Source organism: Castellaniella sp. UC4447_H14, from assembly GCF_052978285.1.
This window is the reverse complement of sequence record NZ_CM129666.1, coordinates 757,417-777,779: the sequence shown is the minus strand read 5'-3', so window position 1 is coordinate 777,779 and position 20,363 is coordinate 757,417. Positions and strand designations below refer to the sequence as shown.

The 20,363-nt window shown below is 65.5% G+C and carries 18 protein-coding genes; 15 read left to right on the top strand and 3 right to left on the bottom strand.

Annotated features, from left to right (window positions below):
- The first annotated feature begins 148 nt into the window (after positions 1-148).
- From ACVCMJ_RS03805 to ACVCMJ_RS03790, 4 genes are all read left to right on the top strand, one after another.
- Entirely contained in the window at positions 149-925 is a 777-nt protein-coding gene (locus tag ACVCMJ_RS03805; RefSeq protein WP_447080123.1) for an ABC transporter ATP-binding protein, read from the top strand.
- Positions 922-1,917: an ABC transporter substrate-binding protein gene (locus ACVCMJ_RS03800; RefSeq protein WP_447080122.1), complete on the top strand. Its 996-nt coding sequence runs from the start codon at positions 922-924 to the stop codon at positions 1,915-1,917. The genes ACVCMJ_RS03805 and ACVCMJ_RS03800 overlap by 4 nt, the downstream gene beginning before the upstream one ends.
- A gap of 110 nt (positions 1,918-2,027) precedes the next feature.
- A complete protein-coding gene (locus ACVCMJ_RS03795; protein WP_447080121.1) occupies positions 2,028-2,801 on the top strand; it encodes an ABC transporter permease in 774 nt (257 codons plus the stop codon).
- A gap of 55 nt (positions 2,802-2,856) precedes the next feature.
- Complete coding sequence (locus ACVCMJ_RS03790; RefSeq protein ID WP_447080120.1) at positions 2,857-3,573, top strand: ABC transporter substrate-binding protein; 717 nt, start codon at positions 2,857-2,859, stop codon at positions 3,571-3,573.
- A 50-nt stretch (positions 3,574-3,623) separates the two neighbouring features.
- On the opposite strand, the gene infA is transcribed toward ACVCMJ_RS03790, so the two are convergent.
- Positions 3,624-3,890: a translation initiation factor IF-1 gene (gene infA, locus ACVCMJ_RS03785; RefSeq protein ID WP_447080119.1), complete on the bottom strand. Its 267-nt coding sequence runs from the start codon at positions 3,888-3,890 to the stop codon at positions 3,624-3,626.
- 294 nt (positions 3,891-4,184) lie between these two features.
- Between infA and ACVCMJ_RS03780 the strand changes: the two genes are divergently transcribed.
- Positions 4,185-5,093, top strand: coding sequence for a DMT family transporter (locus ACVCMJ_RS03780; protein WP_447080118.1), 909 nt, complete (start codon positions 4,185-4,187; stop codon positions 5,091-5,093).
- Positions 5,094-5,158: 65 nt separating this feature from the next.
- Positions 5,159-6,010: a DMT family transporter gene (locus tag ACVCMJ_RS03775; RefSeq protein ID WP_447082662.1), complete on the top strand. Its 852-nt coding sequence runs from the start codon at positions 5,159-5,161 to the stop codon at positions 6,008-6,010.
- Here ACVCMJ_RS03775 and recJ read toward each other — a convergent pair.
- On the bottom strand, positions 5,964-7,682 hold the full coding sequence (recJ, locus tag ACVCMJ_RS03770) for a single-stranded-DNA-specific exonuclease RecJ (RefSeq protein ID WP_447082661.1): 1,719 nt from the start codon (positions 7,680-7,682) through the stop codon (positions 5,964-5,966). The two genes, ACVCMJ_RS03775 and recJ, sit on opposite strands and share 47 nt — an antisense overlap.
- Entirely contained in the window at positions 7,667-8,578 is a 912-nt protein-coding gene (locus ACVCMJ_RS03765) for a hypothetical protein (protein ID WP_447080117.1), read from the bottom strand. Before ACVCMJ_RS03765 ends, recJ begins: the two co-directional genes overlap by 16 nt.
- 41 nt (positions 8,579-8,619) lie before the next feature.
- On the opposite strand from ACVCMJ_RS03765, the gene ACVCMJ_RS03760 reads away from it, so the two are divergent.
- The 9 genes from ACVCMJ_RS03760 to ACVCMJ_RS03720 all read left to right on the top strand — a co-directional run bounded on the left by ACVCMJ_RS03760 (position 8,620) and on the right by ACVCMJ_RS03720 (position 20,355).
- Complete coding sequence (locus tag ACVCMJ_RS03760) at positions 8,620-9,891, top strand: lipoprotein-releasing ABC transporter permease subunit (protein ID WP_447080116.1); 1,272 nt, start codon at positions 8,620-8,622, stop codon at positions 9,889-9,891.
- Positions 9,884-10,582, top strand: a complete 699-nt coding sequence (locus tag ACVCMJ_RS03755; protein ID WP_447080115.1) for an ABC transporter ATP-binding protein — start codon at positions 9,884-9,886, stop codon at positions 10,580-10,582. Before ACVCMJ_RS03760 ends, ACVCMJ_RS03755 begins: the two co-directional genes overlap by 8 nt.
- A 48-nt stretch (positions 10,583-10,630) precedes the next feature.
- The gene (locus ACVCMJ_RS03750; protein WP_447080114.1) at positions 10,631-11,458 is read left to right on the top strand and encodes a TatD family hydrolase; all 828 of its coding nucleotides are present in this window, start codon (positions 10,631-10,633) and stop codon (positions 11,456-11,458) included.
- Between the two features lie 108 nt (positions 11,459-11,566).
- Positions 11,567-14,122, top strand: coding sequence for a DNA internalization-related competence protein ComEC/Rec2 (locus ACVCMJ_RS03745; protein WP_447080113.1), 2,556 nt, complete (start codon positions 11,567-11,569; stop codon positions 14,120-14,122).
- 115 nt (positions 14,123-14,237) lie between these two features.
- Positions 14,238-15,470 carry a thiamine pyrophosphate-dependent enzyme gene (locus tag ACVCMJ_RS03740; protein WP_447080112.1) on the top strand — a complete coding sequence of 411 codons (1,233 nt, stop codon included), beginning with the start codon at positions 14,238-14,240 and terminating at the stop codon, positions 15,468-15,470.
- Between the two features lie 2 nt (positions 15,471-15,472).
- A complete protein-coding gene (locus tag ACVCMJ_RS03735) occupies positions 15,473-16,510 on the top strand; it encodes an alpha-ketoacid dehydrogenase subunit beta (protein WP_447080111.1) in 1,038 nt (345 codons plus the stop codon).
- Complete coding sequence (locus ACVCMJ_RS03730) at positions 16,510-17,883, top strand: dihydrolipoamide acetyltransferase family protein (protein WP_447082660.1); 1,374 nt, start codon at positions 16,510-16,512, stop codon at positions 17,881-17,883. Before ACVCMJ_RS03735 ends, ACVCMJ_RS03730 begins: the two co-directional genes overlap by 1 nt.
- Positions 17,884-17,885: 2 nt before the next feature.
- On the top strand, positions 17,886-19,301 hold the full coding sequence (gene lpdA, locus ACVCMJ_RS03725) for a dihydrolipoyl dehydrogenase (RefSeq protein WP_447080110.1): 1,416 nt from the start codon (positions 17,886-17,888) through the stop codon (positions 19,299-19,301).
- A 106-nt stretch (positions 19,302-19,407) separates the two neighbouring features.
- The gene (locus tag ACVCMJ_RS03720; RefSeq protein ID WP_447082659.1) at positions 19,408-20,355 is read left to right on the top strand and encodes an alpha/beta fold hydrolase; all 948 of its coding nucleotides are present in this window, start codon (positions 19,408-19,410) and stop codon (positions 20,353-20,355) included.
- The last annotated feature ends 8 nt before the right edge of the window (positions 20,356-20,363 follow it).

Sequence of the window (20,363 nt, the reverse complement as noted above, 5' to 3'; positions counted from 1 at the left end):
GATTCCGCACTGGATGCTGCATATTATTTTCAGAAATATAAAAATCGAAAATATATCGTTGTTCCTTATTTAAGGAAATCGTTAAAGTGCAGTCAGTGACATTACTTTCAGCTATGACGCGCAACGGCGGGCGTACGGGCACCGGGCCATGAATCTTTCCTTTCAGCATATACAAAAGCAGTTCGGCGACCTGCCTGTGGTTGCCGAATTTCAGCGCGAGGTGCAGGCTGGCGAACTCGTCGCACTGGTGGGGCCGTCGGGGTGCGGCAAATCGACCTTGCTGCACATCGCGGCAGGGCTGGAGCATCCCAGCCGGGGGCAGGTGCTGGCCGATGGAAAACCGGTCACACGGCCCGACCCCAGCCGCATGCTGATGTTTCAGGAAAACGCCCTGTACCCCTGGCTGACCCTTGCCCAGAACGTATCGATGGCGCTGGAGCTCCAGAAGGTCCGCAGCGCGCCGGCACGCGAGCAGGCCCGGATCTGGCTGGACAAGGTTCAACTGAAGGGATTCGAGGATTATTTCCCTCATCAGGTTTCGGGCGGCATGCGCCAGCGCTGTGCGCTCGCCCGCGCCTTCATCACGCATCCCGAGGTGCTTCTGCTCGACGAGCCGTTCGGGGCACTGGATGCGCTGACGCGCATGACGCTGCAAGATGCCTTGCGCGCGCTGATCCGGGAGACCCGGCCCACCGTGCTCCTGGTGACGCACGACGTGGACGAGGCGCTCTTTCTGGCCGATCGCATTCTGGTCTTCAGCCCGCGCCCGTCGCGCGTCTTGAAGGAATTCCATCTGTCGGCCGCCGACAAGACCCACGATCTGTCCAATTTCGCCAACATGCGGCGCGAAATCCTGGGCTTGCTGGGTATCGTGGCCGATGGCGCAAAACCCACTTTTGATATTGCCGAGGAACTCGCAGCATGAAATTGAATCGCTTTCTGATCCCTGTCCTGGCCGCCCTGACGGTGGCGTCCCAGGCCGTGGCCGCCGAACCCTTCAAGGTCGGCTATATCCGCGTGATGGACGATGCCCAGGCCATTGCGGCATACGAGGGCAAGCTTTACGAAAAGCAGGGGCTGGACGTCCAGTTGGTGGAGTTCAAGTCTGGCACGGATCTGATCAAGGCCATCGTCGGCGGGCAGCTCGATACGGGTGTGCTCGGGTTCACCAACGCCGCATCGTGGTCGTCACGCGGCGCCGATCTGAAGGTGGTGAGTGGCGCGCAGCGGGGCTTTCACGCCTTGGTGGTGCGCGATGATGCCGGCATCAACAAGGTGGCGGATCTGAAGGGCCACACGCTGGCGTCGCAGAAGGAGGGCAGTACCGCTGATGTGGTGCTCAAGGGTGTCGTGCTGAAGGACGCCGGAATCAAGCCCGATGACCTGTCGATCCTGGGTGTGAGCCCCCAGGTCGCCGTGCAGTCGTTGGTGGGCAAGCGAGTCGACGCGGCGTTCCTGTTCGAGCCGCAGGCCAGCATTGCCGAGCAGATCGCCCCGGTCAAGCAGATTTATGAAATCGGAGAGGTCTGGCCATTTCCGTGCATGGTGACCATTACATCCGGTGAAACCTTGAAGGCGAAGAAGGATCTGGTCTGGAAATCGCTGGATGCGCAGCGCCAGGCAATCGAGCTGCTGCAACAGAAGCCCGACGAGGCCGCCAAGCTGATCGCCGGCTACTTCATTTCCGAACCGACGCTGAAAACGCTCAAGCACGGCGACGTGCCGCGTGAGAAAATCATCGCCGATGCCATCCGGACCCAGACCTACAGCGCCGCGCTGACCCCCAAGGACTTGTCCCGCATGCAGGAGGTCGCCGACATCATGCAGTCCCAGGGAACGCTGAAGACGCGTGACGGCAAGCCGTTCAATGTGAGCACGATCGTGGATCTGGATTGGCAGCATGCGCGCAAGCTCTAGAATCGGCCGTGCATTCGCTCGGGCGCAAAGCCGGCGATCGATAGGTTGGTGACGTCTTCGTCTCACTCGTTGGCGGCCGGGTTTGCCCCGGCCGCCTCATTTCAGCGATCATGAGTAAAAAACAACGACTTTCGCCCGCTGCGCGCAAGCTGGCCATGCTGATTGCAGTGGCCGCCATCCTTCTGTTCTGGCAGTTGGCCGCCTGGACGCTGCCGGATTTCCTGATGCCCGGCGTTCCCAAGGTGCTGGCGCGAATCTGGCATGACATCCAGACCGCCCAGTTTCGCAGCATCCTGGCCGGCAGCATGGGGCGGCTGGGGGTGGGCTACGGATTCGCGCTGCTGTTTGGCATCGGATTTGGCCTGGCGGGGGGGCTGCTGACTTTCTTCCGCGAGATCCTGAAATCCGCCATCATCGTCCTGCAGTCGATTCCGTCGATCGCGTGGGTGCCGCTGTTCCTGATTCTGATGGGCTTCGGGAACCTGCCGATCGTCGTCGTCATCGCGCTGGCGGCCTTCTTTCCCGCGGCGCTTTCAGTCATGAACGCCACTGAAAGCGTGCTGCAGACGCATGTGTCGGCGGCAAGGGTCATGGGGGCCAATCCGTGGGACATGCTGCGTCGGGTGTATTTGCCGGCGGTCATGCCCGAACTCATCACGGGCGCGCAGCTTGCCTTCGGCAACGCCTGGCGTGCCCTGATTTCAGCGGAGATGCTGATCGGCTTCGGCCAGGGGCTGGGTCGGTCGCTTGCGTATGCCGGCGAGACCGCTGACATGATAGGCGTGATGGCCGACATCCTGACGATTGCCATCCTGGCCACGCTGATCGATCAAGTGCTGCTGGAAAACATCAAGCGCAAGGTGCTGCGCTATCAATATGTCTGAGTCGTTCTGGAGCGTGGCCTTCGCGGCATGCGCAGCCGTGGGGTTGGGAGTATCGATGCCCGCCCAAGCCGCTTCGGGGCCGGATGCCGCGTTGCATGTCGGGATTGCGCAACTTCCCGCGCCCCCGGTACCGGGGGCCAAGGTGCGTACACCTGTCCGGCTGGAAACTGTGGTGATACCGGCCGGTACGGACGGGATGCAGCTGCGAGAGGTGTCCGGCGATCAGGCGGCCGACCAGATTCAGGGCGGGGCGCTGGATGCCTGGGTCGGAGCCCTGCCGACACAGTCGCCTTTGCCCGCAGGTGTGGAGCGTGCGTCGCTGGGCTGGTCAGCCAGTCCCATGGCCATCATGCGGTCCGACACCCATGTGGCTGCCTGGGGCGAATTGAAAGACCGCACGGTGTGTCTGGCGGCCGATGGTCGCTATCGTGGCGAGTTGGCAGCGCGTTTTGGGGCCATCGAGCAGGTCTATCCGTCGGCGACCGACGCGCTTCTGGCGTTGCGCACGGGACGGTGCGATGCGACGGTGCAGGATGAGGGTTTTCTGCGCGAGCTATTGAAATTCCCGGAGTGGCACAAGTTTTCGGCCACTCTGGAGCCTTATCGGCACCAGGATCTGGTGCGCTTGGTGCGACCCGGCCTACCACCGGCGCAGAGGCTGGCGCTGAACCGGATGACGGGCATTGCGACGCTGCGGGCTGCCGTGAAGCAACAGGCTCGGGATATCGCTTTTGAAGTTTATCTGGATCAGACGGTTCCCGACTGTCACTAGAAAGCCGCAGGCACGAGAACGCTGCGGTGCCCCATGGCACCGCAGGATGATCAATGGCGCCGGCGTACGGGGCTGCTGGGCCCCGACGTGGGTCGGCTGTTCAGATGGCGGAAGGTGATGCGGCCTTTGGTCAGGTCGTAAGGCGACATCTCCAGAGTGACCTGGTCGCCCGCCAGGATGCGGATATGGTGCTTGCGCATTTTGCCGCCCGTGTATGCGATGACCGGGTGCCCGTTATCCAGCGTCACGCGGAAGCGCGAGTCGGGGAGGACTTCAGTCACCGACCCATGCATTTCGAGTAGTTCTTCTTTAGCCATTTTTGCTCCGTTCAATCAACGAGGGCCAGCCGGCGCGCGCCAATCGTGGGAACACTGGTGTGCTCCACGCGCGAGATCAATCGAAAATCAGGTAGGGCGAAGGCCCCAAAAGACAGAACACCGGAAAGACGCCCGGGTCTGCGTTGGCTGACCCGCAGGGCCAGATCTGAAAACCGCTGACTGACAACTGTTCCATGGTAATGGGTGGACCGTATTATGTCAATAAGCTTGGGTATCTGAGGGCTTTCCCCATCCGGATTAGAATGCGCTCTGATCAATGGAGCGGGCTCTGTCATGAAGAACCGGTTGACCACCGGCACGGTGGTGCTGCTGCTCGTCCCGCCAGCGATGTGGGCGGGCAACGCCGTGGTCGGGCGTGCCGTGGTCGGCATGGTGCCGCCGCTGACGCTGAATTTCCTGCGCTGGGCCATGGCGCTCTTGTTGTTGCTGCCCATGGGCTGGCGGATGCTGCGGCCTGGCAGCGGTCTTTGGTCGTCGTGGCGCCGCTACGCGATCCTGGGCTTGCTCGGAGTCGGACTCTACAACTCGCTGCAGTACCTGGCCCTGCATACCTCCACCGCGGTGAACGTGACGCTGGTGGCCGCCAGCATGCCGGTCTGGATGCTATTGGTCGGACGCCTCTTTTATAGTGCCGGCATCGACGTGATGCAGGTCGCGGGTGCCATCCTCTCGCTCGCGGGTGTCGCGGTGGTGCTCTCGCAGGGAGATTGGGCGCATTTGCTTGCCCTGCGCTTCGTGGCGGGCGATCTGCTCATGGTTCTGGCCACCATCCTCTGGGCGTTCTATAGCTGGCAACTGGTCCGTATTGCGGCGAATGCCAAGTCGCGCATGCCATGGGCCGATTTCCTTTTCGCCCAGGTCCTGTATGGTGTCGGCTGGTCGGGGCTGCTTGTGGCGGCGGAGTGGCAGGTGGGCGAGCCTGCCATCGCCTGGGGGTGGCCGCTTGCGTTGACGGTCCTTTTCGTGTCGGTGGGGCCCTCCGTTGTGGCGTACCGCTGCTGGGGTGTGGGGGTGCAGCGGGTAGGGCCGACCATCGCAGGCTTCTTTTTCAATCTCACACCGCTATTTGCGGCCGTGCTGTCCCAAGGAGTCCTGCACGAAAGTCCGCACCTCTACCATGCGCTGGCGTTCGCGCTGATTCTGGGAGGCATCGTGCTGTCGTCGCGTTCCGCTCCGGCATGAAGGCGTCGGGGGTGCGGGCCACAGGCCTGGCCGGCCTGGTACCGTACGGGTACCTTGCCAGCGCCATGTTCGTCGTGGGAGTCTACGTCGCACTGAGCAAGCCGCTGGCGGCCGCGTTTCCGGTGTTTTTGCTGGGGTGGCTGCGTTTTGGCATTGCCGGGGTCGTCACGCTGCGCTGGCTGCGCAAGCCATCGGCCGAACCCCGGTTGAGCTGGCGCCTGAAGGGCCTGCTCTTCTTGAGTTCCTTCATCGGCAGCTTTCTCTTCACCATCTGCATGGTGCTGGGTGTCAGCCGCAGCGGTGCCGTCGCGGCCGGAGTCATCATGTCGGCCGTTCCCGCGTCGGTGGCCATCCTGAGCCGCATCGTCCTGCATGAGGTGATTCGTGCGCGGGTGGTTGCGGCCATCGCCTGCGGTGTACTGGGAATCGCCCTGCTGGCCCTGGCGCAGCCCGCCGATGCGCAGGGCACCAAGGGCGACTGGATCGGCTATCTGCTGCTGAGCGCCACCGTGTTGTGCGAAGCCTGCTATGTCGTCATCGGCAAGCAGTTGACGGCCGTTCTGTCATCCAAGCGCATCAGCGCGCTCGTCAACCTGTGGGGGTTCGTGCTGATGCTGCCCGCGGGGGCCTGGATCGCCTGGCGCTTTGATTTTGGCGCGGTGGCGCTCTCGAGCTGGCTGCTGCTGGTGTTCTACGCGATGGCCGCCAGCGTATGGACCGTGTGGTTGTGGATGACGGGCCTGCGAAGCGTCCCGGCTTCCCGCGCAGGGGTATTCGCGGTCATGCTGCCGGTGGGTTCGGCCTTTATCGGTGTGGTCGCACTGGGTGAACCGTTCGGCTGGCAGCATGCCCTGGCCTTTGCGCTGGCGCTCATCGGGCTGCTGCTGGCGGCGTGGCCCTCGCGTGCTCGATCATGAGTTGCATCGTGGTTCGGCCGCCCCAGGTGTTGCGCTCGAGGCGATAGACGGCTTCGATGGTTTCCGGCAACGGCTCGGCGTGGTTGAACCAGATTGCATCCATTCTCTGCCCGTCGCGCTCCAGGAACAGCTTCAGGTGGCGGTCTTTCAGCAACCGCTGGTGCACGACCCGGAAGGTGTCCTGGAACGACGGCGCCGGGAAACCGGCCCCCCAGATTTGAGCGGCCAGCAACTCGGCGGTTTCCGCCGACAGGTAATCCGGTTCCAGCGAACCATCGGTCAGTATCGTCTGGTCGAATCCTTCACAGCCGGTGAGCGTGCGCACGGATTCATCGAATTGCCGCGAGAAGTCCTCGAAGGCCGCTGCGCGCAAGGTCAACCCGGCCGCCATTGCGTGCCCGCCAAACTGCAGAATGGCGCCAGGTAGCCGTTTGCTGACCAGATCCAGGGCATCGCGCAGGTGCGCGTCGGGAATCGAACGCCCCGAGCCGCGCAGCGTGTCGTGTGCGTCAGGCGCGAAGGCGATCGCCGGCCGCCAGTAGGTCTCTTTGAGGCGCGAGGCCACCAGGCCGACGATGCCGGGATGCCAGCCGGGCTGCCAGACGCACACGCTGGCGGCCTGGGCCAGCGGCTGCATGTCCAGCTGGGCCAGCGCCTCGTCACGCATGGTCGTTTCGCGCTCGCGCCGTTCGCGGTTGATGGCGTCCAGCGCCTGAGCGAGCGGCATCGCCTGCGCGGGATCGTCTTCGAGCAGGCAGTGGATGCCCAGGCTCATGTCGGACATGCGTCCCGCGGCATTGATGCGTGGCCCCAGGGCAAAGCCCAGGTCGGCGGCCGTGGCCTCGCGCGGGTCCCGTCCGGCGATCTGGAAGAGTGCGGCAATGCCGGCCTGCATGTGGCCCTGGCGAATGCGCTGCAGGCCCTGGCTCACCAGCAGCCGGTTGTTGGCGTCCAGCCGCACCACGTCGGCCACAGTTCCCAGCGCGACCAGGTCGGCGTAGTGGTCCAGCCTGGGGCCCCGGCCTCCCGAAAACGCCCCGCGCGCGCGAAGGACGGCCCGTACCGCGAGCAGCACGTAAAAGATCACCCCTACACCGGCCAAATGCTTCGACGGAAAGCTGCACCCCGCCTGGTTCGGGTTGACGATGGCCAGCGCCTGCGGCAATGCCGCTCCGGGCAGATGGTGGTCCGTGACGATCACGTCCATGCCGGCAGCCCGCGCGGCAGCCACACCGTCCACGCTCGCGATGCCGTTGTCGACCGTGATGAGCAGATCGGGCTTGCCGGCGGGATGCCGCAGCGCGAGATCCACAACCGCCGGCGAGAGCCCGTAGCCGGTCTCGAACCGGTTCGGTACCAGGAAATCCACGCAGGCGCCCATGTCGCGCAGGCCACGAACGGCTACGGCGCAAGCCGTTGCGCCATCGCAGTCGTAGTCCGCCACGATCATCAGCCGCTTGTGCGCCGCGATGGCGTCAGCCAGAAGCGCGGCGGCCTGCTCGACCTGGCTCAGGCGTTGCGGCGGAATCAGCGCATTCCATTCGGTGGACGAGGCCTGGCTGACGCCCCGCGCCGCCCACAGCCTCGCGAGAAGCGGATGGATGCCCGCGCCGATCAGCCCCAGCGTCCGGTCGGGATCGGGTTGCCGCGCCTGAATCAGCGGTTGCACCACCAGCGCCTCCAGTCGCGGGACTTCAGGCGCATCCACCAATGGGCTGGAACCGTCAGTGTGATGAACCGGTCCCGGCCCGTCAGCACCAGTATGGGTGCCGTCCTTGCGCTGGGGGCGAAGCAAGTCTCTTCCAGTTGGTCCAGTGCCTGGATCCATCCTCCCCAGTCCTGCCGAGTCGCGGCGTCCAGCAGCGCCGGTTCGATCACGCTGTCGGCGGGCAGCGGCCGGGTCAACTGGCTGGCGCGGGCTCCGCCGTAGAGCCACAGGCTATTGATGGGCGCCAGTCCCGCCTGTGCCCGTTGGAGGTTGACCGGATGTTCGAACCAGGCCATCTGCAGCGTGTTGACCAGGCGCCTCCACGGCCGTGCCGCAGCGTCCTGAGGCCACCAGTCGTTGACGGCGCTCGAGGCGACCAGGGCCGGGCTGGCGCAGCCAATCCCGGCCAGTGCCGGCGATCGGACGCGCCACGTCGTGGTCGAATCGGGGTCGAGCTCGATGCCGCTTTCGGCGGCAAGTTCGCGGGCGCTGCCCAGCAGCGCCGCAGACTGTTCTTCGGTGATGTCCAGCCGGTCGGCGGGCAGCAGCGCGGCGCCGTCGCGGGAAGGCGCCATATGGACGAGTTCGGCAAGCCAGACGGACTCGTCGCCAGAGGTCCGAGCGCGCAGCGGTCCCAGACCTGCGCTAACATGCTCGCCTTGTGCAGGCTGAAAGCCGCGCGCCTGCAGCAGCCAGTGTTCCAGGGGGGTGCACCAAGTCTCCGCAACAGGGCTGGACGTCAGCTGTGCCGTCGCGTACAGGAACCACCACGCCAGCGTGGGCGCATGTTGCGTGAGGTGCGGCGCCAGTTCGCCGGCAACCTCCGGATCGGGCAAAGCCCCGGGCAGTACGATGTGCATGGCCGGATTGTAGAGTCATTCAGACAGGGCGATGAATTGACATGAGTTATGAATGGTGGATTGGAGTCCGTTATGCGGGGCTCGCGCATGTGGGTCGAGGAGGGCGCCGCGGTGATCGCTTTGTGTCGTTCGTGGCTGCAAGCTCCATGGCGGGCATTGCGCTGGGCGTGGCAGCACTCATCATCGTGCTGTCGGTCATGAATGGCTTCCAGACTCAGGTCCGCGACCGCATGCTTTCGGTGCTGCCACACATCGAGCTCTATGTGCCGGGAGCGAACCACGAGCAGGTACTGGCCCATTGGCAGGATCTGGCCCAGGATGCCCGCCGCGATCCGGAAGTGCGCGGTGCTGCGCCGTTCGTCGCGGCGCAGGGGATGCTGGCGCGCGGTCAGGGGCTGAGCGGCGTGCAGGTGCGCGGGATCGATCCCTCCATCGAGCCGCACGTCTCTGATCTGGCCGGACAGATGCAGTCGGGTGCGCTGGACAGCCTGGTCCCAGGCTCGTTTCACATGATTGTGGGAAGCCAGATCGCCCAGTCGCTGGGCCTGGCGGTCGGAGATACAGCGCTGCTGCTGGCACCCCAGGGCTCGATTTCGCCGGCGGGCTTTGCGCCGCGCATGCGCCAATTCACGGTAACGGGAATCTTCTCAACCGGCTATTACGAGTATGACGCCTCGCTCGTGTTTGTCGACGACGAGGACGCGGCGCGCGTTTTCCGCGATAGCGGGGTGAGCGGCGTGCGGCTGCGCATCGCCGACATGCAGCGTGCCCCCGAAGTGGCGCGCAGCCTGCTCGGCCTGATGCCCCCCGGCGTGCAGGCGACGGATTGGACGCAGAACAATCGCACCTGGTTTGCCGCCGTGCAGACCGAAAAGCGCATGATGTTCCTGATCCTCGCGTTGATCGTCGCGGTGGCTGCGTTCAACCTCCTGTCTTCTCTGGTCATGGCGGTGAAAGACAAGCAATCGGACGTGGCCATCCTGCGCACGCTGGGAGCGACGCCCGTCGAAGTGGCGCGGATCTTCCTGGTTCAGGGGGCGCTCATCGGCGTGGTGGGGACGGCCGCCGGCGTCTTCCTTGGAACGCTGGCGGCCTACAACATCGACGTCATCGTGCCCTGGATCGAGCACCTGCTGGGCATCCATTTTCTGCCGCAACAGATCTATTTCATCAGCGAACTGCCTTCCAGTCCGGAGGTGGGCGACATCGTCACCATCGGGGTGACTTCCCTGGTCCTGTCACTGCTGGCCACCCTTTATCCGAGCTGGCGCGCATCGCGCCTGCAGCCCGCACAGGTACTGCGCCATGACTGATCATGTCTCCGGAGCCTCCGAGGTGCTGCGCGCCGAACACCTGGCCAAGACCTACGACGAAGGCGCCGACCGGGTCGAGGTGTTGCGGGACGTCAGCCTGTCGGTCAATGCGCATGAGATGGTGGCGGTGGTCGGCGCATCCGGCTCGGGGAAGAGCACCCTGCTGCATGTGCTGGGGCTGCTCGACCAGCCCGACGGCGGGCGGCTTTGGGTGGCCGGCGAACCGGCCGATCATCTGGGCGAGCGCAAGCGCAGCCGCCTGCGCAACCGGGCACTGGGTTTCGTCTACCAGTTTCACCACCTGTTGCCGGAATTTTCGGCGCTGGACAACGTGGCCATGCCGCTTATCGTGCGCCGGCTGACGCGCCGCGAGGCCCGCGCGCAGGCCCGCGACTTGCTCGAGCAAGTCGGCCTGAGCCATCGAGCCACCCATTTTCCGGGGCAGCTCTCGGGCGGGGAGCGGCAGCGCGTGGCGCTGGCCCGCGCGCTGGTGACGCAGCCGGCGTGTGTCCTGGCGGACGAACCCACCGGCAACCTGGACCGCCACACGGCGGATGCGATGTTCGAGCTGTTGCGGCGCATCAATTCGACGCTGGGAACGGCTTTTGTGATTGTGACGCACGATCCCGCGCTGGCGGCACTTGCGCATCGCCGTTTGAACATGGTCGCGGGGACTCTGACGGCCGGATAATCCGCCTGGGGCCGCCGGTGCCGGGCGAGTGATTGCCACGGAGACAACATGCTGGTCGATACCCATTGCCATCTGGATGCGAGCGAGTTCAACGACGACAGAGACCGGGTCATCCAGCGCGCCGCGGATGCGGGCGTGGGGTGCATCGTGATCCCCTCGGTGAGCCGGGGCAACTTCGAGGCCGTGCGCACACTGGCCCATGCCTTTCCCGGCGGAGCCTACGCGTTGGGGATTCACCCCCTCTATGTGGCGGACGCTTCCGAAGACGATCTGGATGCCCTGGATGCCTGCGTGCAGGCGGCGCGCGACGATTCCCGCCTGGTGGCCATCGGAGAAATCGGGCTGGACCACTTCGTCCCGGCCATCAATACGCCGGAACTGCGAACACGCCAGGAATATTTCTACACGCGCCAATTGGCGCTGGCGCAGCGCTATGGGCTGCCCGTCTTGCTCCATGTGCGCCGGTCCCAGGACGATGTGCTCAAGCATCTGCGGCGCCTTCCGGGGATAGGGGGCATCGCGCATGCATTCAACGGCAGCTTTCAGCAGGCCGGGCAGTTTCTGGAACTAGGCTTCGCGCTGGGTTTTGGGGGCGCCATGACCTTTGAGCGGTCGCTCCAGATCCGGCGGCTGGCTGCACGATTGCCATTGGCAGCGCCGGTGCTGGAGACCGATGCGCCCGATATTCCGCCCGCATGGCTGGGGCGCGACGGATCCGGGCGCAAGATCCGGGCTCGCAACGAGCCCGCCGAGGTGAGCGGCGTCGCGCGCGTGCTGGGAGAGCTGCGCCAGATGTCGCAACAGGCAGTCGCCGATGAGTGCCTGCGAAATGCCTGCCGGGTCCTTCCAAGGCTTGCGGCGCGCCTGGACGGCTGAGTCGTTCTTATCGCTGCTGGATTTCCCGGGCGGGCACAAGATGCATGCCTTCGCTCCCGCCAGCCTGCGGCTGCCTTACCGTGATGGGGTGCAAATTCGGGAGCAGCCATGTGGGGGCGCGGGCTGGTGGCGGCAGGTGTGCTGGGGGTGATGGCGGTCCATCGCCTGTCCGATCTGCCGGCCGCTCCCGCCCTGCTGGTGGGGACGCTCACGGCCCTCCTGGTGGGGGTCGCCGTGTGGCGGCTACGCGGACGCCGCTGCATCGGCTGGGCTCGCGGCGCGCTGCTGGCAGTCCTGGCCGGATGGGGCGCCTTTTGCGCGACGGCGCTTCAGGCGCACCATCGGCTGGACCAGATGCTGGCCGAACAAAATGTCGATCGCGTCACCCGGGTCGAGCTTCGGATCGAAAGCCTGCCAAAGCTGGAGCCGGACCGGGTGAGCTTCGAGGCGCGTGTCCTGCGAGCCCATCCTGCTGGGGTGCCCGAGCGCATCCGGGTGACGTGGGCCGCCAGCGGCTGGCGCGGTCCCTATGCGCCGCCAAGTCCCCCCGATCCGCCGTTTCCGGAACTGTACGCGGGTCAAGTCTGGTCAATGGCTTTGCTGCTGCGCCCCATTCACGCGTCCCGGAATCTTCATGGTTTCGACTTCGAGCGGCATCTGTTCGTCGACGGAGTTCGGGCCCAGGGCAGGGTGCGCGGCCAGCCCCAGTGGCTGCGCACCGACCGCTGGGCCAGCCTGTCGGTGCTCGCCGGGCGCGCGCGCCACGAAATCCGCAAAGCCATGGAGCCCCACCTTCAAGGGCTGCGATACGGTCCGGTGCTGCGGGCATTGGCCATCGGCGACCAGGATGGCGTGGACGATGCGGACTGGCTGGTCTTCAACCGGGCTGGACTCACACACCTGGTTTCCATTTCCGGCTCCCACATCACGATGCTGGCGGGGTTTGCGGCTCTGGCAAGCGCCGCGATCTGGCGGCGGCTGCGCTGGCAGGGCCGGCTCCTGGCCGAACGCTGGCCGGCACGGCGAGCCGCCGCGTGTGCGGCGCTTGTCGTGGCGTGGCTATATTGTCTCCTGGCCGGCTGGGGGGTGCCCGCGCAGCGCACCTTCATGATGCTGGCTGTGGTGGCCGCCGCGCAGGCCCTGCAGTTGCGGTTGAGCGGGTCACGTGTACTGGCACTGGCTGCGGTGGCCGTGCTGGTCCTGGATCCCTGGGCGGTCCTTACCAGCGGCTTTTGGTTGTCCTTCATGGCGGTGGGGGTGTTGCTGGCGGTGTCGGCCGGCGAGCGATCCCGCGACCTGTCCATGGAGCGTTCCGGCGCTGGCAGCTCGGGTGTCCCGGCCCCCGATAGCGTGCGGGCGCGATGGTGGCGGGGCGTCTGGCTCGCGGCGCGTCTGCAGTGGGCGGTGACGTGGGCGCTTGCCCCCGCTCTTGCTTGGCTGTTTCATGAAGTCTCGCTGGTGTCGCCTTTGGCCAATGCCTACGCGATACCGGTCGTCGAGCTGGTGGTGACGCCGCTGTCGTTGCTTCTGGCCGTCGCCGCTCTGGTCCCGGGGGGCGACTTGCCGGCGTCGGGCCTTGCCTGGCTGGCCCATGGCGCACTGGGCCTGATGATGCGGCCGACCGAATGGCTGGCCCGTTGGCCGGCGATCCCGGTGGCGGCCGCACCGGATTGGCTGTATTTACTGGCCGTCGCCGGCGTGGCGGCGGCGCTCTGGCCCGGCCCGCGTGGCCTTCGCGCCCGGATGCTCTGGGGACGGCGGCTGCCGCTGCCGCATCCTGCCTGGGGCTGGCTGGCGCTGGTCCCCCTGGTGTTCTGGGTTCCGGCCGCGCCGGCCGAAGGCGAGTGGGATCTGCATGCGTTGGACGTGGGGCAGGGCAGCGCGTTGCTGCTGCGCACCGCCCACCATGCGGTGCTGTTCGACGCGGGTGCGCGCCACACCCGCGAGTCGGATGAAGGCGCGCGGACCGTCGTGCCCGCACTGCGCGCTCTCGGCGTCCGGCGCCTGGATGCCTTGGTCGTGTCCCACGCGGACCTGGACCATGCGGGCGGAGTCCGCAGCGTGCTCTCGGGCATGCCGGTGGAGCAGACCTTCAGCTCTTTCGATCTGGCCTCGTGGCTGCGAAAGGAGGCGCGTCTGCTGGGTGAATCGCAGATCCCGGCGGCCCTGGCTGCCAGTCCTTGTCAGTTCGGCACCCGTTGGCGTATCGATGGCGTGAGTTTCGAGTTCCTGTGGCCCCTGGATGTGCAGCACACTCGCCGAACCCGGGAAACCAACGATGGCAGTTGCGTGCTGCGGGTCCGCGGGGCGCACCACAGCCTGTTGCTCACGGGCGACATCGAGGCAAAAACCGAGGCCGCCCTGGTGTCGCGCGGCCTGACACCCGTGGACGTGGCCGTCGCGGCCCACCATGGGTCGCGAACTTCGTCTTCGGCCGGCTTCACCCAGACGGTCGCTCCCGGGCATGTGATCGTGCAGGTGGGGCGATGGAACCGGCACGGTCACCCGCATGCGGGTGTGCTGGCGCGTTGGGATGAAGCCGGGGCGCGCCTCTGGCGCACCGACTGGCAGGGTGGAATCGGCGTCCATTCGCGTCCGGAGGGGCTGACGATGTACAGTGTCCTAGAGTCGTCCCGACGATACTGGCACGGGCGGCGCCCGTAGTGGTTTACGCGGTCTTGCGCGGCATGGCGGGATAGGCGATGATGCGGCACCCGTCCACAAGACGATCGCTGTTCCCCTATGGGGTTTGCCAAAAATCCACGAGATTTTTACGTCCATGACACAGACACCACTCGAGTTCTATGTGCCCGAACCGTCGGGCCGCCCTGGTCAGGCCACCGATTTTTCCTACCTGCGCCTGCAGCCGGCAGGCGAAGCCCGCAGACCACCCATCGACACAGTCCCCTACGACACCCGCGATCTGGCAATGGGCCTGATTCGCGTGCTCGACGACCAGGGCCAGGCTGTCGGCCCCTGGGCTGAGGTCCTGCCCGACGACGAAGTCCTCCGAAAGGGCATGCTGGCGATGATCAAGACGCGCATCCTGGATGCGCGCATGGTGATTGCGCAACGGCAGAAGAAGACATCGTTCTACATGCAGAGCCTGGGTGAAGAGGCCATCTGCATCGGGCAGTCGCTGGCGATGCTGCCCGGAGACATGCATTTCCCGTCGTACCGACAGCAGGGCTTGCTCGTCGTGCGCGACTATCCGCTGTTCGACATGATGTGCCAGATTTTCTCCAACGACAAGGATCCGCTCAAGGGTCGCCAGCTTCCCGTGCTGTACTCGGTGCCGGAGAAGGACTTTTTCACCTTGTCGGGCAACCTGGGCACGCAGATGCCGCAGGCGGTCGGTTGGGCCATGGCGTCGGCCATCAAAGGCGACACGCGGATTTCGGCGGCCTGGGTGGGCGACGGCGCCACAGCTGAATCCGACTACCAGACTGCGCTGCTGTTTGCCCACGTCTATCGGGCGCCGGTCATTCTGAACGTCATCAATAATCAATGGGCCATCTCCACCTTCCAGGGCGTGGCAGGCGGTGAAGGCATCACGCTTGCCGCGCGCGGCATCGGATCGGGCGTGGCGTCGCTGCGCGTCGACGGCAACGATTTCCTGGCTGTGTACGCGGTCTCGCGATGGGCTGCCGACCGGGCCCGCAACAACTATGGTCCCACCTTGATCGAGTGGGTCAGCTATCGAGCCGGCCCGCACTCCACGTCGGATGATCCTTCGAAATACCGGCCGGCGGACGACTGGTCTCGTTACCCACTGGGCGATCCCATCGCCCGCCTGAAGCAGTACATGATCCTGCGGGGCATCTGGTCGGAGGATGAGCACCAGGCCACCCAGAAGGCATGCGAGGCGGAGGTCGTCGCTGCCCAGAAAAAGGCGGAGGCGCACGGGACGCTGGCCACGGGACGTACCAGCAGTGTGGCCACCATGTTCGAGGACGTCTTCAAGGAAATGCCGGCACACCTGCGTCACCAGCGTCAGGAATTGGGAGTCTGATCATGGCAGAAGAAAAGCTCAGGACGAAGCCCATGACCATGATCCAGGCGCTGCGGTCGGCCATGGACATCATGCTCGAACGCGACGATGACATCGTCGTCTTCGGCGAGGATGTCGGCTATTTTGGCGGCGTCTTCCGTTGTACCGAGGGCCTTCAGGCGAAATATGGCGCCTCGCGCGTATTCGATACGCCGATCTCCGAGAGCGGCATTGTGGCGGCCGCCATCGGCATGGGCGCCTATGGCTTGCGGCCCGTGGTGGAGATTCAGTTTGCCGATTATTTCTATCCGGCAGCGGATCAGATCTACTCCGAAGCGGCGCGGCTGCGTTATCGATCGGCGGGCGGGTTCACCGCGCCGTTGACGATCCGCATGCCCTGCGGCGGGGGCATTTTTGGGGGGCAGACCCACAGCCAGAGTCCCGAGGCGCTCTTCACGCATTGCGCCGGGCTGCGTACGGTGATGCCGTCCAATCCGTATGACGCCAAGGGACTGCTGATCAGCTCGATCGAATGTGATGATCCGGTGATCTTCCTCGAACCCAAGCGTCTCTACAACGGGCCTTTCGACGGGCACCACGATCAGCCGGTGGTCCCGTGGTCCAAGCACCCGCTGGGCAACGTTCCGGAGGGCTACTACCATGTGCCGCTGGATTCGGCCTCGCTGTATCGCGAAGGCAAGGATCTGACGGTGCTGACCTACGGCACCATGGTCTACGTTGCCGAGGTTGCCGCGCGTGATGCGGGTATCGAAGCCGACATCATCGATCTTCGCTGCCTCTGGCCGCTGGACCTGGACACCATCACGGCTTCGGTGCGCAAGACGGGGCGTTGCGTGGTGCTGCATGAAGCCACGCGCACGAGCGGCTTTGGTGCCGAGCTCGCCGCGCTGGTCCAGGAGCACTGTTTCTATCATCTCGAAGCTCCCATCGAACGCATCACCGGTTGGGATACGCCATATCCGCACTCGCACGAGTGGGCCTATTTTCCGGGCCCCAAGCGGGTGGCAGAGGCGTTCAAGCGCGCATTTCGGGAGGCATGATGGGCATTCACATCATCAAGATGCCGGATATCGGAGAGGGCATCGCAGAGGTCGAGCTGGCGGAATGGCACGTCCAGGTGGGCGACGCAGTGGTCGAAGACCAGGTGCTCGCCGACGTGATGACGGACAAGGCTACGGTTCAGGTTCCCTCGCCGGTTCACGGGCGCGTCGTGGCGCTCGGTGGCAAGGCGGGCGATGTCATGGCCGTAGGGACCGAGCTCATCCGCCTAGAGGTCGAGGGCGCCGGGAACGAGGATACGGTTGCGGCCGCCCCGGCATCGCGCGCCGGCGTGGCCTCGGGGGCTGCGGCATCCGCCGAACCGTCGGCCGACAGTGCTGCGGCTGCGCTTGCGGAATCGGCTGAAACCGTCGTGAAGCAGACGCAGGTTCCGGCCAGAATGGCTGCGCCCGCGGCTTCCGCATCGCCAGCGCCCTCGGGTAACGGCCGCGGCCCGCAGCACTCGGCATTCCACACGCCGGCGCGCGCTGAAGGGCAGCGCCCGCTGGCATCGCCCGCCGTGCGTCGCCGGGCATGGGACCTGGGCATTACGCTGCAATATGTACCGGGCACCGGACCCGCGGGGCGCATCACGCACGGGGATCTGGATGCCTGGCTGGCGCGGGATCGCAACGAGACCTCGCACCGCACGACGGCATCGCTCTACACGGCCCACAGCGAAGAAACCCAGGTTCCTGTCGTGGGCCTGCGGCGCAAGATAGCCCAGAAGATGCAGGAATCGAAGCGTCACATCCCGCATTTTGCGTACGTCGAAGAAACCGATGTGACGGAGCTCGAGTCCCTGCGCGCACGCCTGAATGCACTTCATGGCACGGAGCGTGGCAAGCTGACGCTGCTGCCGTTCCTGGTGCGCGCGCTGGTGTTGGCGCTGCGCGATTTCCCCCAGATCAACGCCCGTTACGATGACGAAGCCGGGGTCGTGACCCGGTATGGCGCTGTTCACCTCGGGATTGCGGCGCAGACGCCTTCCGGTCTCATGGTGCCGGTCGTACACCACGCCGAAACGCTGGATCTGTGGTCCTGCGCCTCCGAGATCTCGCGGTTGGCCGATGCGGCCCGCCAGGGCAAGGCCGCGCGTGATGAATTGACGGGTTCCACGATCACGATCACCAGTCTGGGTCCTTTGGGGGGGATCGTCTCCACCCCGATCATCAATTGGCCCGAGGTGGCCATCGTCGGCATCAATCGGGTGGTCGAGCGGCCGGTCTTCCAGGGCAACCAGATCGTGGCGCGCAAGCTCATGAACCTGTCCTCGTCTTTCGATCATCGTGTGGTCGACGGCATGGATGCCGCCGAGTTCATCCAGTGCATCCGGCGCTATCTGGAATGCCCGGCGCTGCTGTTTGTGGAGTAAGCATGCCCAGTCCCATCAATACCACTTTGCTCATCATCGGCGGTGGACCCGGCGGCTATGTCGCCGCCATCCGGGCCGCCAAGCTGGGTGTGCCCACCGTGCTGGTCGAGGGCGCGACGCCGGGCGGCACCTGCCTGAACATCGGTTGCATCCCGTCGAAGGCGCTCATTCACGTCGCCGAGCAATTCCACGCGCTGCAGGGCTACGCCGGCGACTCCGAGCTGGGCCTTCGTGTCCAGGCCCCGGAGCTGGATCTGGCGCGCAGCGTGGCCTGGAAGGATGCCATCGTAAAACGCCTGACCGGCGGGGTGGCGACACTGCTGAAGCGCCACAAGGTCACTGTGGTCCAGGGCTGGGCCCACATCGTGGATGGCAAGACGGTGGATGTGTCCTCCGATGCGGTCAAGGGCAAGGCCGGCGCCCCGCAGCGCATCCGCTGCGAGCACCTGCTGCTGGCCACGGGCTCCGAACCGGTGGCTTTGCCTTTCATGCCTTTTGGCGGCAAGGTCATTTCATCCACCGAGGCCCTGTCGCCCGCCGCGCTGCCTGACTCGCTGGCGATCGTGGGGGCCGGCTACATCGGTCTGGAACTGGGTACGGTCTATCGCAAGCTCGGCGTCAAGGTGGATGTGGTCGAGGCCCAGGACCGCATCCTGCCCGCCTACGACGCTGATCTGACCAAACCCGTCGAGGCGTCCCTCAAGGCGCTGGGCGTGGGGTTGCATCTGCACACCAAGGTTCTGGGACTGTCGGAAGACGGCAAGGGCATCCGTATCCAGCCGCCAAAGTCCGAGGAGCATGTGCTGGCCGCCGATCAGGTGTTGGTGGCCGTCGGCCGCAAGCCGTGTAGCCGTGGATTCGGGCTCAGTTCCCTCGTGCTCGACATGAACGGCCTGGCCGTTCGCGTGGATGATCGCTGCCGTACCTCCATGAAGGGAGTGTGGGCCATTGGCGATCTGACGGGCGAACCGATGTTGGCTCATCGTGCCATGGCCCAGGGAGAATGTGTGGCCGAGCAAGTCGCCGGCCAGACGCGGCGCTTCATGCCGCAGGCGATTCCAGCCGTGTGCTTCACGGACCCCGAAGTCGTGACGGCGGGGCTCTCGCCGGAGCAGGCCGCAAAAGAGGGCGTGGATGCGATCGAGGGCGTGTTTCCGCTGGCGGCCAACGGCCGTGCCATGACGCTCGGGTCCACCGACGGCTTCGTGCGTGTGGTGGCCCGGCGTGACAATCATCTCATCGTTGGCTGGCAGGCGGTGGGGCGCGGAGTGTCCGAGTTTGCGGCGGCGTTTGGCCAGTCCATCGAGATGGGTGCGCGCCTTGAGGACGTGGGCCATACCATCCACGCGCATCCGACCCAGGGTGAGGCCATTCAGGAGGCCGCCTTGCGGGCGTTGGGCGAGGCCATTCATATCTGATCGACTGCCCTCCCGTGGAGGCCGACTCGTCGGGCGGCGGCATCCCGGGCAGCGACTACAATCAAGGCGTCAGTCGTCTTTTCGTTCGGAGTGCCGCATGCCCGCCATGGATTCCTCTGCCTCGCACCCGGCCGACGCGCCGCATCTGGGTTACGTCGCCTGTGCCGACCCCGCCGGCCTGCACCGCATGGCCTATTGGCAGTGGGGCGATCCGGATAATGACCGCGTGCTGGTCTGCGTTCATGGGCTCACGCGCACGGGGCGGGACTTCGATCGCCTGGCCCAGGCCTTGCAACATGACTATTGCGTGATCTGCCCGGACGTAGTGGGCCGGGGGCGATCCGATTGGCTCATCAACCCGGCCGGATACGCAGTCCCGCAGTACGTGGCCGACATGGTGACGCTGATTGCGCGGTTGCAGCCCGTGCGGCTGGATTGGGTCGGTACGTCCATGGGCGGGCTGATCGGGCTGGCGCTGGCCGGGACGCTGGCGGCGTCACCCGTCCTGCGTCCGCCGCGCGGCGCCTGGGGGCTGGGGGAAGCGGCGGATATTCCGTTGGGCCGGATGGTCTTCAACGACATCGGTCCCGAACTGGGTACGTCGGGGCTTGCTCGCATTGCGGGTTACGTGGGGCGGGATGAGCGGTTCAGCAATTTCCAGGATGCGGTTGCCTATGTGCGAGCCGTGTCTTCGGGCTTCGGGTCCCACGATTCGAGCGAGTGGGAGGACCTGACCCGCTTCGTTTTTCATGAGCAGGATGGGCAGTGGGTCAAGCACTATGATCTGCGCATTGCGCAACCTTTTGGCGCCCAGACACCCCAGGAGCTGGAGGCTGCCGAACAGCTGCTGTGGCGGGCCTGGGCTCACCTGCCGGGACCGGCACTGGTCCTGCGAGGGGCCCAGTCGGACATCCTGAGCCAACCTGCGCTGGCACGCATGATGGCGCGAAACCCCTCCGCCCGCAGTGTGGAATTCGCGGGAGTGGGCCACGCGCCGACGCTTCGCGGGGCCGACCAGATTGCAGCCGTGCGGGATTTCCTGCTGGCGGCTTAGTGACACCC